This is a genomic window from Streptosporangium sp. NPDC005286, from assembly GCF_040607515.1.
Classification (GTDB): domain Bacteria; phylum Actinomycetota; class Actinomycetes; order Streptosporangiales; family Streptosporangiaceae; genus Streptosporangium.
The window spans coordinates 19,294-31,528 of record NZ_JBEXGU010000005.1 but is presented as its reverse complement, the minus strand read 5'-3'; the positions used below and the strand labels follow the sequence as shown (position 1 = coordinate 31,528).

8 protein-coding genes are annotated in these 12,235 nt (G+C 71.8%); 1 reads left to right on the top strand and 7 read right to left on the bottom strand.

Annotated features, from left to right (window positions below; translation table 11 throughout):
- The first annotated feature begins 116 nt into the window (after nt 1-116).
- Nucleotides 117-263, top strand: a complete 147-nt coding sequence (locus ABZU75_RS03385) for a bacteriocin (protein WP_355549033.1) — start codon at nt 117-119, stop codon at nt 261-263.
- A gap of 128 nt (nt 264-391) precedes the next feature.
- On the opposite strand, the gene ABZU75_RS03380 is transcribed toward ABZU75_RS03385, so the two are convergent.
- From ABZU75_RS03380 to ABZU75_RS03350, 7 genes are read right to left on the bottom strand one after another with little or no spacing between them, the layout of a single operon-like run.
- On the bottom strand, nt 392-6,076 hold the full coding sequence (locus tag ABZU75_RS03380; RefSeq protein ID WP_355549031.1) for an amino acid adenylation domain-containing protein: 5,685 nt from the start codon (nt 6,074-6,076) through the stop codon (nt 392-394).
- A complete protein-coding gene (locus ABZU75_RS03375; RefSeq protein ID WP_355549029.1) occupies nt 6,073-7,302 on the bottom strand; it encodes a 2-oxo acid dehydrogenase subunit E2 in 1,230 nt (409 codons plus the stop codon). Before ABZU75_RS03375 ends, ABZU75_RS03380 begins: the two co-directional genes overlap by 4 nt.
- Nucleotides 7,295-8,278, bottom strand: coding sequence for a transketolase C-terminal domain-containing protein (locus ABZU75_RS03370; RefSeq protein ID WP_355549027.1), 984 nt, complete (start codon nt 8,276-8,278; stop codon nt 7,295-7,297). Before ABZU75_RS03370 ends, ABZU75_RS03375 begins: the two co-directional genes overlap by 8 nt.
- Entirely contained in the window at nt 8,269-9,192 is a 924-nt protein-coding gene (locus ABZU75_RS03365) for a thiamine pyrophosphate-dependent dehydrogenase E1 component subunit alpha (protein ID WP_355549025.1), read from the bottom strand. Before ABZU75_RS03365 ends, ABZU75_RS03370 begins: the two co-directional genes overlap by 10 nt.
- Nucleotides 9,185-9,424 (bottom strand): phosphopantetheine-binding protein, encoded by a 240-nt coding sequence (locus ABZU75_RS03360; RefSeq protein WP_350913125.1) that lies wholly within the window; start codon nt 9,422-9,424, stop codon nt 9,185-9,187. The genes ABZU75_RS03365 and ABZU75_RS03360 overlap by 8 nt, the downstream gene beginning before the upstream one ends.
- Nucleotides 9,403-10,668: a condensation domain-containing protein gene (locus ABZU75_RS03355; RefSeq protein ID WP_355549022.1), complete on the bottom strand. Its 1,266-nt coding sequence runs from the start codon at nt 10,666-10,668 to the stop codon at nt 9,403-9,405. The genes ABZU75_RS03360 and ABZU75_RS03355 overlap by 22 nt, the downstream gene beginning before the upstream one ends.
- The gene (locus tag ABZU75_RS03350) at nt 10,668-12,134 is read right to left on the bottom strand and encodes a class I adenylate-forming enzyme family protein (RefSeq protein WP_355549020.1); all 1,467 of its coding nucleotides are present in this window, start codon (nt 12,132-12,134) and stop codon (nt 10,668-10,670) included. The genes ABZU75_RS03355 and ABZU75_RS03350 overlap by 1 nt, the downstream gene beginning before the upstream one ends.
- Nucleotides 12,135-12,235 lie beyond the last annotated feature (101 nt).

The following is a 12,235-nucleotide window of genomic DNA, read 5'->3' as shown; positions in this document are numbered from 1 at the left end:
CAAGCCGCACGCCTTCCAGCCGGTCGACGATGCTCAAGCCGGTCCCTAGTAATTCTCAAAAGGTTTCCAAGCGCCGTCGCGATGCTGGTCATGCAAGTCAATCGAAGGGGGAACAAATGGTGACCAACGGCAAGTCGGAGCTCTCCGCTCTGTCCGCGCTCGGCCGCGAGCTGGACGATGACCAGCTCGCGCAGGTCAACGGTGGCTACTACTGGGCGTGCTACCACTGGGAGGACTTCATTCCCGGCGCCCCGGGCTACTGATCCGACCAGGCGTCAGCCAGGCCATCGCGTTGAACGGACGCGGGTAGCCATATAACGCAGGTGGACGGGGCGCGACCGGTGGCCGCGCCCCGTCGGCGTTCCCCCACGATGATCACCGTGCGCATGGGTCATCTTTGGAGGGAGGCCACCTCCGCGACCGGCCGGCTTTCCTGCCGCATGTGACGCTTCTGGATGGTCTGGAAACCGACCAGGTCGTCCGGGAGCGCGTCGGGCACGTCCAGGTCGAACCTGGACAGCGTGCGGGTCCGCATCGCGACCAGCGCCGTGACCGCGATGGCGACCGCGAACAGCACGTACATCAGGCCGACGCCGCGGCCCTCGCCGGTACCGAGCACGAGGCCGACCGTGCCGGCGAGTGGCCCTCCTGGCGTGAGCAGCGGCTCGAACAGGGCGCTGCCGTACGGCGCGACCAGGCCGAACCCGATCGGCAGGGTGGACCAGGCGATGAGCGTGTTGAGCGCGATGACCCGGCCGTGGAACCGCTGCGGCACCTTGACCTGGATGATCGTGGCGTAGACGCCGTTGAGCATGGTCAGCCAGAACGACATCCCGAAGGCGCCCACCGCGATCAGGGGCAGGTTCTGCCGCAAACCAGTGACCAGGCAGAAGAGGCTCAGCACGAGGGTGGAGAGCATGACGCCGCGCAGCCGCCGCCGCCTCGGTCCTCCCCAGACGGTCATGGTCAGGCCGCCCAGGAAGACCCCGAGGCCGCCGGCGAAGGAGATCCGGCCGACGTCCTCCAGCGTGGCGAAGCCAAGGACCAGCGGCGAGATGAGCAGGAAGAGCGGGGACAGGAAGACGTTGAGCACCGCGAAGAAGAACAGCATGCCGCGGAAGCCCCGGTTACCCCAGGAGAACCTCCAGCCCTCGACCATCTCGGCGACCAGCGACTCCCTGCGCTTCCACGCCATGGTCCTCGGGAAGCGGACGAAGAGCAGCACCCCGATCGCGAAGACGTAGGAGACGACGTCCAGGACGAGGATGCCCTCCAGGCCGACCACCGCCATCAGGCCGACCGCGAGCAGCGGGACGACCAGTTGCGCGGTGCCGGTGACCATCTGGACCACCCCGTTGGCGTGGCCGAGGAAGCGCTTGGGGACCAGTTGCGGTACCGCCGAGTTGTACGCGAGGCGCTGGAAGGTCAGCGCCACGGAGAGCAGTACCAGGAGCGGGTAGATGTGCCAGACCTGAAGGTTTCCGGTCCACAGCAGGACGCCGAGGGCCAGCTGGGTGCCGAACGCGCCGACGTCTCCGGCGAGCATGACCCGGCGCCGGTCGTAACGGTCGACGAGGGCACCGGCGAGGGGGGAGACCAGCATGCCCGGGACCAGCGCGAGGACCGAGAACAGGGCGAACCTGGCGAGCGAGCCGGTGGTGATGTAGATCCACAGCGGTACGGCGAACTCGGTCAGCGACGACCCGACGATCGAGATGAGTTGTCCCGCGGCCACGGTGGCGAACCGCCTCATGCTCGGCTGGGGGCCGGGACTCACCGAGGAGACCGCCGCTCCGGGGTGCCCGGTCGCCGGTGGCGCGCCGCCCGTGCCGGGACCGGCGAGAGCGGGCCCGGCCGGGGTCCGCCCGGCCCGGACGACGGCTCCGGTGGGTACGGTCTGCTCACCGGGGTCCTGACCGGTTCCGGCCTCCGTGTCCTTTACCGGCCCGGCCGGAGGCGTGACGGCTCGGGTGAAGGCGGCCCGGGCCGATGTGTCCTGAACGGAGACGCTCCGAGCAGAGGCGTCCTGGATGGAGACGCCGTCGAGCCACCAGGTGGACCTGTCGGTGCGGCCCAGCTTCGCCGTGTCGCCGGAGGCGATGGCCCGGTGGATGCCGGTGACGATGGCCGCGAGCTCCTCCGCCCGATATTTCAGGAAAAAGTGTCCGGCTTCGTCGAGGACGACCACGGCCGTGGAGCCGGTCAGCAGGTGCCACTCGCGGTAGCGCTCCTGGTAGAACTCGGTGGCCGGATCGCGGTCGCCCGCCACGGAGATGATCGGCGCCCTGAGCGGTTCGACGCCGTCGGTGAAGAGGCGGGTGAAGTAGCGCTCCGCCTCCCTGGTGCCCTTGCGGCGGTTGTCGATCATCAGTTTGAGCTGGTCGCGCTCCAGGTCCTCCACGTCGAGACCGGCGGCCTGCAGGGCGTTGGCCCAGACCTGGTCGCTGCGGAGGCGGTCGGTCAGGTTCGACAGCCGGGCCAGCAGCGAGTTGGGGCGCGCGAAGGGGAAGATGCCGCCGAGGTAGATCGCCTCGACCTGGCGGCCCGCCGCCTCCAGGTGACGGGCGATCTCCACGGTCAGCATGACGCCGAGCCCGCAGTGCCCGTACAGCGCGAGCGGCCCCCGGACGTCCCTGAGGATCTCCGCCACGCAGCCCCGCGCGACCTCCTCCACCGGCCGGGTCTCCTCGATCAGCCCCATCTCCTGGCCGGGGACGGCGACCGCGTGCAGTGCCCAGTTCGCCGGCAGCGCGTCGGCCAGCGGCTGGTAGATGGCCGCGCTGCCACCGCCGTACGGCACGCAGACCAGGGTCGAGGTGGCCGTGCGGGCCGGGGTGAGCCGGTGCAGGAGCATACGCGGGCCGTCGTCGGCCGTCTCGACGAGCCGGGCGAGCTCGCGGACCGTCCGGTTCTTGAACAGGTCCAGGATGGTGACCTGGCGCCCGCCCTCCGGGATGGCCTTCCTGAGGCGGGCGACCACCTGCGCGGCGAGCAGCGAGTGTCCGCCCAGGTCGAAGAAGTCGTCCAGCACGCCGACCTGGACGAGTCCCAGCACCTTCGCCCATACCGCTGCGATCGCCTCTTCGAGCGGCGTTCCCGGCGGGACGAATCCGGCCTCCTGGTCGGGTCGTGCCTCGTCGGGTTCCGGCAGCCTTGCCCGGTCGACCTTGCCGTGCGACTTCAGCGGCAGCTCGTCCAACCAGACGAACCGACCGGGGATCATGTACTCGGGAAGCCGCTCGCCGAGCCTCGCCCGCAGCTCGCTGACGCTGCTCCGGTCGCCGGTAGTCTCCGCGACGACGTACCCGACCAGCCGGTCCGCGCGCAGCTCGACGACGGCGTGGGCGATCCCCGGCTGGCCGGCGAGTACCGACTCGATCTCCGGCAGCTCCACCCGGTAGCCCCTGACCTTGACCTGCAGGTCGCGGCGGCCGAGGAAGCACAGGTCGCCCGAGGGCAGCCAGCGGCCCAGATCACCCGTCCGGTACATCCGGGCACCGGATTCGCCGTACGGGTCGGGCAGGAACCTGTCGGCCGTCAGCCCGGGGCGGCCGAGGTATCCGCGGGCGAGCCGGTCACCGCCGAGGTAGATCTCGCCGGTCATGCCCGGCGGAACCGGCCGCAGGTGCTCGTCCAGCACGTAGACCCGGGCGCCGGGCAGCGGCCTGCCGATCGGCAGGCTCAGCGCCCGCTCCTCCTCGCCGGTGACGGCGTGGGTGGAGATGCCGACCGTGGCCTCGGTGGGGCCGTAGTGGTTGACCACCGTGGTGTGCGCGGCCAGCTCGCGGGCCCAGCTCCACCCGGAGGCCTCACCCCCGAGGATGAGGAGCCTGCGCGGGAGCAGCTCGGCGGGGTCGTCCACCGCGGCGAGCAGCGAGGCGAGGTGGGAGGGGGTCATCTTCAGGTAGTCGGTGCGGCTCAGCTGCCCGGCGAGCTCCTCGGCCGGGGCCTGCGGGTCGGCCAGGTGCAGCTCACCGCCGGTCATGATCGACAGGTAGAGGATCGTCACCCCGAAGTCGAACGAGAGCGACTGCAGCAGCGTGTGGACCGAGGCGGGCTCGACCTCGAAGCGCTCCCTGACCCCGGTGAGGTAGTTGAGCACCTGCCGGTGCTGCACCCCGACGCCCTTCGGCCGCCCGGTGGTCCCCGAGGTGTAGATCACGTACGCCAGGTGGTCCGGTGAGACCCCGGGAGGCTCGAACCCGGTCTCGTCCAGCGCCTCGGAGTCCAGGCGGATCACCGGCGCCTCGGGGAGATCGGGGACCAGGTCGCACAGGTCGGAGGCGGTGAGGACGGCGACGACCCCGGCGTCGGCGAGCATGTACGCCAGGCGGTCGCGAGGCTGCTTGGGGTCGAGGGGCAGGTACGCGCCACCGGCCTTCAGCACGCCGATGACCGCCGCCGCGAGGTCCGTGGACTGTTCGAGAAGGACACCGACCCTGCTGTCCGGCCCCACGCCGTGGCGGTTCCGCAGCAGGGCGGCGATCCGAGTGGAACGCTCGTCGAGCTCGGCGTAGGTCAGCGAGCCGCCGCGAACCCCGGACGTCACAGACGCCGCGGACGCCGTGCCCGAAGCCGGCGAGCCGGCGTGGACCACCGCCGTCGCGCCGGGGGTCAGCGCGGCCTGCGCGGTGAGGAGGTCGTGGAGCAGGTCATGGCCGGACGGCCGGAGCGCGGGTCCGGCCCCGAAGCCCAGGACCCGGTCCCGCTCGTCATCACCGAGCAGCGAGAGCGCGCCCACCCGCGCACCGGGATCCGCCACGATCGAGCGCAGTAGCGTCTCGAACCGCGCCGCCAGCAGCTCCACGGTCTCGGGGTCGAACAGCGCGGTGCTGTAGGAGAGGTGACCGACCAGCCCGTCCGGGCTCTCGAACAGGTAGAGGCCGAGGTCGAACCGGGTCGTCCTGGCCGGGAGGGTGAGGTAGGAGACGCGCCCGTCCTCCTGGCCCGCCTTGAAGTTCTGCAGCGCGAACGTGACCTGCGCGAGCGGCGAGCGGCTGACGTCGCGGACCACGTTCAGCTCGCTGACCAGCTGGTCGAACGGGAGCTCCTGGTGCGCGAAGGCGTCCAGCGCGCTCTCCCGGGTACGGGCCAGGAAGGTGGTGAACGGCGGGTCGTCCGCCAGGTCGGCGCGGAGGACCAGGGTGTTGACGAACATGCCGACGACACCGTCCAGCTCGGGCAGCCCGCGTCCGGCGACCGGGGAGCCGACGGCGAAGTCCGCCTGCCCCGAGTAGCGGGCCAGCAGCACCTGGAAGGCGGCCAGCAACGTCATGTACGGCGTGGCGCCGGACGCGGCACCCAGCTCGGCCAGCCGCCGGGTAAGGTCGGCGTCCACCCGGACGTCGAGCGCGGCTCCCTCGTGACGCTGCTCGGCGGGGCGCGGCCGGTCGGTGGGCAGTTCGAGGGCGGGCAGCCCGGCGAGCCGGTCGCGCCAGTGACCGAGCTCGCGGCGGTGGTCCCGGCCCCGCTGCCAGAGCGCGTAGTCGCCGTAGCCGACCGGCGCGGGCGGCGGGGTCTCGCCGTCGTGCAGGGCGAGCAGCTCGCGGATGAGCAGGTCGCTTGACCAGCCGTCGATGACCGTGTGGTGGGCGGCGAGCAGGAGCACGTGGTCGTCGGGCGCCACCCGGACCAGCACCGTGCGGAAGAGCGGGCCGCGCTCCAGGTCGAACGGGACGGCGAGATCGGCGTCGAGCAGCTCGATCGCGGCGGCCACGTCGGCCGCCTCGGTGACGCGCAGCTCAGCGGGTCCCGGCTCGTCGACGACGAGCTCGGGGGTGCCGTCCTCGGTGGTGAGGAACCGCATCCGCAGGGCCTCGTGGCGCGCGACGATCTCGTCCAGCGCCCGGCGCAGCGCGTCGGCGTCCAGCTCCCCGCGCAGGCGCACCGCGACGGGGACCGTGTAGGTGGTGGTGCCGGGGCGGTACTGCTCCAGGAACCACAGGCGCTCCTGCGCGTGGGACAGGGGCGGGGCGGTTCCCTGAGCGCGGGCGACGACGGCCCGCGACTCCCCCCGGTTCCGGAGCCTTCTCGCGAGCAGTGCCTTCTTCGCGTCCGACAGCGTTGTCTCGCTCAAGCCCGCAGCTCCGTTCTGAGGGCCGCGAGGAAGAGCGCGGCGTCCCGGCCGTTGATCAGTCGATGGTCGTAGGCGAGGCCGATGTTGGCGACGGTTCGCACGGTCACCGTGCCGTCCTCGGCGAGTACCGGCTCGGACTGCGGCGAGGTGATCGCGAGGGCGCAGACGGTGCCGGGGAAGATGATCGGGATCGCGAGGACGACGTCGGCGTCGGTGTGCAGGGTGACGGCGATGTTGGCGCCGGTGAGGTCCTTCTCGCGGAAGTCTCCCTCGGCCGCGGCGAGCCGGTAACGCATGAGCGCCTCGGCGATCTCCCTGAGCGACCCGGTGTCGCGGACGACCGGCACGTACAGGCCCTCGCCCAGGTCGAACGTGACGCCGACGCGCGGGGCGTCGGCCAGCCGTGCCTCGTCCCCGTCGATCGAGGCGAAGAAGAGCGGAAAGGCGGGGTGCAGCGCCGCCACGGCCTGTACGAACAGCTCCGCCAGGCCGACCGGCCTGCGGACCTGTCTGCTCAGCTCCCCGGTCCGCGCCAGCAGCGGGCCCACCTCGAACCTCACGACCGTGTACGCGGCGGGGATCGCGGCGTGCGAGACGGTGACGGCGCGCGCGACGGCGCGCTGCACCCGCGACAGGCGGTGGGTGCCCGCCTGTCGCCCGCCGGCTTTATCCGGATCCGTGCCGGGTTCCGGCGCGTCGGCCCGCACAGTGGTGGTCGTCTCCCCGGTACGGCGGGCGACCAGGGCCGCCACGTCGGCCCGGCGGATGACGGCCAGGCCCAGGGCCGCGACATCGGAGTCGGAGACTCCGAACTCCTCCATGGCGGCGCGGGCGGGATCGGTGACGACCGGTTGGAGAGCCGGTGCGTTCCCTCGTCCCGCCATACCCTCGCCTGCCACCGGCTCGGGGCCGGAGAGGACAGAGCCGGAGAGGACAGAGCCGGACGGGGCCGGGGCGGGACTCTCCAGGACGGGGGAGGCGGGCGGCGGGGTGGCCTCGGCGGTGACGCGGGCGAGGAGCGCGCCGGGAGCGATCCAGGTGTTGAGAGCGGCGGCGTGGTGCAGGTGGCCGGACTCCCCCGCCTCCAGCTCGTCGGCGGCCTTGGAGGTCTCCAGCACGGCGACCGCCTCCCCCGCGACGACGGGACCGCCGTCCTCGACGAGCCACTCGACGATCAGGTACTCGGTGTCGTTGTTGTTGAGCTTGGGGACGCGGATGTCAGCCACGCAGGGCCTCCCGTACGGCACGGTGAATCGTGGACTCCCCGACCAGGACCTCGTTCTCCAGGTGCGCGGCGGTGGGGATCACGGCGGCCCGCGAGTGGACGAGGCGGACGGGACCGCGCAGGCGCTCCCAGACGCGGGCGTGCAGCAGGTGGGCCACCTCGCTGCCCCAGGTGCCCCCGGCGGTGCTCTCCTCCGCGACCACGACGACGTCCGCGAGGTGTGGCAGGAACGCGTCGGCGTCCAGCGGATAGAGGCGGGAGGGCACCAGCAGCCGGGTGGAGATCTCCTGTTCCACCAGCAGGGAGCGCATCGCGGCCAGCACCCGGTGGGCCATCCCGCCGGGGGCGATGACAACGCAGTCGGGGCGCTCTGTGGAGTCGCGGATGTCCACCACGGCCAGGTCTCCGTCGCGGCGGAGGAGGAACAGCGGGTCCACCCGGCCCATCGGCCGGGTGTAGAGGATCTTGTCCTCGAAGAACACGCACGGCTCGCCCCGTTCCAGCATCGCCGCGAGCACCGCGCGGTTGTCGTGGAAGGGGGACATCTCGTACAGCGACAGCCCCGGCATGCCGACGAAGTGCTTCTGCAGGCTCTGGCTGTGCGTGGGGCCGTAGCCCCGGCCGCCGCCGGTCGGGCAGCGCACCACCATCCGCAGCGGCAGCCGCCCGCCGTACATCGACACCGACTTGGCGGCGAAGTTGCAGAGCTGGTCGAAGGCGAGCGACACGAAGTCGCCGAACATGATCTCGGCCACGGCCGTGTTGCCGGTCAGCGCCAGACCCGCCGCGACGCCGGTCAGCGCGCCCTCGCTGATCGGAGTGCCGATCACGCGTCCGGGAAAGCGGCTGGACAGGCCCTTGGTGACCTTGAAGGCGCCTCCGTACGGATCGAGGATGTCCTCGCCGAGGACGTAGGCGGTGGGGTCGTCGTCCAGCAGCCCGTGCAGTGCCGCGTTGAGGTTCTCCGCTACGCGCACGGTGCCTCCCAGCGGGAGAGCGGGCGCGCCGCGACCTCGTCGGCGACGGCCTGGACCTCGGCCCTGACCACGCCGTCGATCCGGTGGAACTGCCCGGGATGGTCGTGGGCGTAGCGGCCGTACCAGTCGTTGCCCCTGGCGGCCCGTACCGCGTCGGCCGGGCGCACGTCGTCGCCCTTGCTGTGCGGCCCGAGGCGGTGGGTGACGAACTCGACCACCAGCGGCCCCGCCTCGCGCACCCGCGCCACCTCCTCCTCCAGCGCGAGGCGGATCTCGTTGACGTCCGTGGAGACGACCAGCAGGTGCGGGATGCCGAAGGCCGCCGCCCGACCGGCCACCGTGCCCGCCATCTGCGACGCGGTCGGGGTGGACTGGGCGATGCCGTTGTTCTCCACCACGACGAGCAGCGGGAGCCGCCAGAGCGCGGCGAGGTTCAGTGCCTCGTAGACCGCTCCCTCGCCCCAGGTGCCGTCGCCGATGTGGACGCAGGCCAGGGCCCCTGGCTCGGCGCGCTTGAGATGGAGCGCGACACCGGCGGCGACCGGCATGCTCTCGCCCTGCACCCCGGTGGACAGGTAGCGGTCGCGGTGGATGTGCTGGCTGCCGCCGACGCCTCCGCAGACCGCACCCTGCCTGCCCATGATCTCGGCGAGCAGGCCGTGCGGGTCGCGGAACCTGGCCAGGTAGTGGCCGTGGCCCCGGTGGTTGCTGAAGACGTGGTCGGCCGGGCCGAGCAGGGGGCGGAGCGCGACCGGGACGTACTCCTGGCCGAGGCAGGTGTGGGTGGTGCCGTTGAGCTCGCCCCTGCCGTACAGCTCCAGGAGCTTGAGCTCGAAGTGCCTGACCAGCAGCAGGAGCTCCAGGTCCTCGTCGGCGAGGCGGGAGAGACGGAGCCCGTCGAGGGTCTCAGTCATCGCCGAGGGAGCTCGCGATCCCGGCGATCCCGGCGATCGTCGGGTTGTCGAAGAAGTCGTCCAGGGAGACCTCGATGTCCAGGCGCTTGCGCATCCGGGCGATGATCTGGGTGATGGTCAGCGAATGACCGCCCAGGTCGAAGATGTCGTCGTCGTCCTCGATCGGCGAGATGCCCAGGACCTCCTCCCAGATCTCGCGTACCTGGTCGGTCAGCGTGGTGACGGAACCCATTCGTTCTCCAGAAGTTCGTGCAGTGGCAGGTCGGGGTCATCGGTGGCGCGTTCCAGCAGGAGACGCAGGTCCTCGGCCACCCCGGCGGCGTCGGGCACCGTCTCGGGGTCGTGGCGCAGGCTGATCTCCAGCCCGCCGGGGCCGTCCACGCACTGCAGGTGCAGCGCGCCGCGTACCCCGTGGTTGAAGACCGTCCACTCCACGGACGCGTCGAGGCCGGTGAAGACCGGGTCGGCGGCGCGGCGGGTGCGGTAGCTGACGGAGACGGGCACCAGCGCGGCGTGCGGCCGGATGCGGGGCAGCGCCCGGGAGAGCGGCACCTGGCGGAACCGGTAGACCTCGCGCAGCTCGGCGCGGAGCGCGGTGGCGAACTCGCGGAAGGTCTCCCGCCCGGACGGGGTGGAGGCGACCGGGAGCTCGTTGACGAACAGGCCGATGTGGCCGGTGGCCTGTTCGGGCCGGGTGGACAGGTCGACGGCGGTGGTCACCGAGGTGTTGCCGTAGCCGAGGAGCCGCGTGTGCAGCGCGGCCAGCAGCACCTCGAAGCGGGTCAGGCCGGGAACCGAGGAGACCTGTGGGTCGAGGGTGAACCGGAGCACCCGCCCCTCGCCCGCCCGCCGGGACCTCAGCGTCCGGCCGAGCACGACGGTCTCGCCCGGATCTCGCCAGCGGGGCTTCCAGAACTCGCGCGCGGCGGGAAGCACGGCGGCCACCCGGTCGCGCTCGGCCCTGCCGTGGTCGATTCCGGGCAGCGGGGGCGGCGGCTCGCCGTTGTAGAAGGCGGCCAGGTCACGCACCAGGATGTCCTTGGACTGCCCGTCGAAGATCAGGTGATGGGCGACGAAGAGCAGCAGGTGCCGCCCGGGGCCGGTCTCGAACAGGGTGAAGCGGGCCAGCGGGCCCTTCTCCAGGTCGAAGGCGCGAAGGATCTCCTCCCGCACGCCCGGCCCGTGGTCCGGGGAGCCCGGGGTGTCGGCCGGGAGATCAGCGAGGAAGGCCGCCGCCCGGCGTACCGGAACCTCGGCGCCGGGCACGAGCCGTAGCTCGTCGCCCACCTCCGCCACCACGCCGCCCAGCGCCGGGTGCCGGTCGACCACCGCGGCGCAGGCCGCCAGCAGCGCGCCGGTGTCCAGGTCGCCGCGGAGGTGAACGACCAACGGCATGTGGTAGGCGGTGCCACCACCCGCGGCCTGCTCGGTCACCCACATGCCCTGCTGGGTGAACGTGACCTCGGACCCGGACATCACACGCCCCCCATCGTCCGGCGCAGCGCCTTCTTGTCGACCTTGCCGCCGTCGTTGCGCGGCAGGGCGCCGACGGTGACGATGTGCGCGGGCAGCTCGTGCGGGGCCAACCGGCCCTTGAGGAAGATCCGCAGTTCCTCCGGCGCGAGGGGCGCCCTGGTGGCGAGGGCGACGGTGACGACGCTTCCGAGCACCGGATGGGGAACCCCGAACGCGGCCGCCTCGATCACCGCCGGGTGCCGGTGGACGGCCTCCTCGACGTGGATCGTGGAGACCTTGAAGGCCCCGGACTTCACCACGTCGCTCTCCCGGTCGACGAGGTAGAGGTAACCGTCGGCGTCGAGGTAGCCGAGGTCGCCCATCCGCACCCAGCCATCGCGGAAGGTCTCGCTGCCGGGGTCGCCGTAGTAGGCGCGCGGTACCGCGGGGGATCGCATCCAGACCTCTCCGGTCTCCCCCCGCGCCAGCGGCTCGCCCGTCGCGGTGGCGATCCTGACCCGTCCCCCGGCGATGGCGCGGCCGACGCTTCCCGGCCGCTCCGGGTCGAACATCATGATCGTCTGAGCCGGGGCCGCCTCGGTCGAGGTGTAGTAGTTGGCGATCGTCGCGCTGGGGAAGGCCGTGGTCAGCGCCTGGGCGACGGCCGAGGGCAGCGGCGCGGCGGCCGAGCCGAGCAGCAGCACGCTGGACAGGTCGTGCCGCTCGGCCACTCCCGCGTTGATCAGCTCGATGGCCATCGCGGGGACCAGGAAGACCGTCCCCGCCCGGTAGGACTCGATCAGCGACGCGAAGCGGCCGGGGGTGAAGCGCGGCAGCGTCACGACGGCCGGCTGGGCGTCGAGCGCGTTGATCAGCATCGTCTGCCCGGCGTTGGTGCCGATCGGGAAGGCGTGGACGAGATGCCGGGAGTGCGCGAACGGGCGGCGTCTGGAACCGCAGCCATAGGTCAGGTTGGCATGGGTGGCCGAGACTCCCTTGGGGCGGCCCGTGGTGCCGGAGGTGTAGAGGATCTGGGCGAGATCTCCCGGCTCCGGTGCCGCGAGGTCGGCCTTCTCATAGGACGTTTCGGCGCTCAGGCGGTCGACGGTCGTGCTCCAGCCGACCTCGGGCACGGCGAGGTCGGCGGTGAGGCCGGCCGCGTGGACGATCCCGGTCGCACGGCAGTTGGCCAGCATGAGACGCAGGTCATCGGGGGCGAGGCGGTCGGAGAGCGGTACGGCCACCGCCCCGGCCGCCAGAACCCCGCAGAACGCCACGGCGTAGTCCGCCCAGTCGGCGGCCCCGAACACCAGGCCCACCCGGTCACCCGAGGTGACACCGCGCGCGAGCAGGCCGTTCGCGAGCGCGAGGGACCGCTCGTGCCACTGCTGGTAGGTGAGCCGGGCCGAGCCGTGCACGATCAGCGCGACCCCGTCGGGGTCGGCGAGTGCCCGGTCTCCGAGCAGTTGGGGGACGGTCAGGTTCACCGGGTGAACCTCCCACTAAAGATCGGATGTATATGCGATCAAGGCGCGTGGCCATTGAGGACACTACAGGAAAGAATCTTTACTATTCAAAATCGAGCGCC

Excerpts from the sequence above, each read along its gene's own strand:
- ABZU75_RS03385 (WP_355549033.1), top strand. The coding sequence starts at position 117 with ATGGTGACCAACGGCAAGTCGGAGCTCTCCGCTCTGTCCGCGCTCGGC.
- ABZU75_RS03365 (WP_355549025.1), bottom strand. The coding sequence starts at position 9,192 with ATGACTGAGACCCTCGACGGGCTCCGTCTCTCCCGCCTCGCCGACGAG.
- ABZU75_RS03360 (WP_350913125.1), bottom strand. The coding sequence starts at position 9,424 with ATGGGTTCCGTCACCACGCTGACCGACCAGGTACGCGAGATCTGGGAG.
- ABZU75_RS03355 (WP_355549022.1), bottom strand. The coding sequence starts at position 10,668 with ATGTCCGGGTCCGAGGTCACGTTCACCCAGCAGGGCATGTGGGTGACC.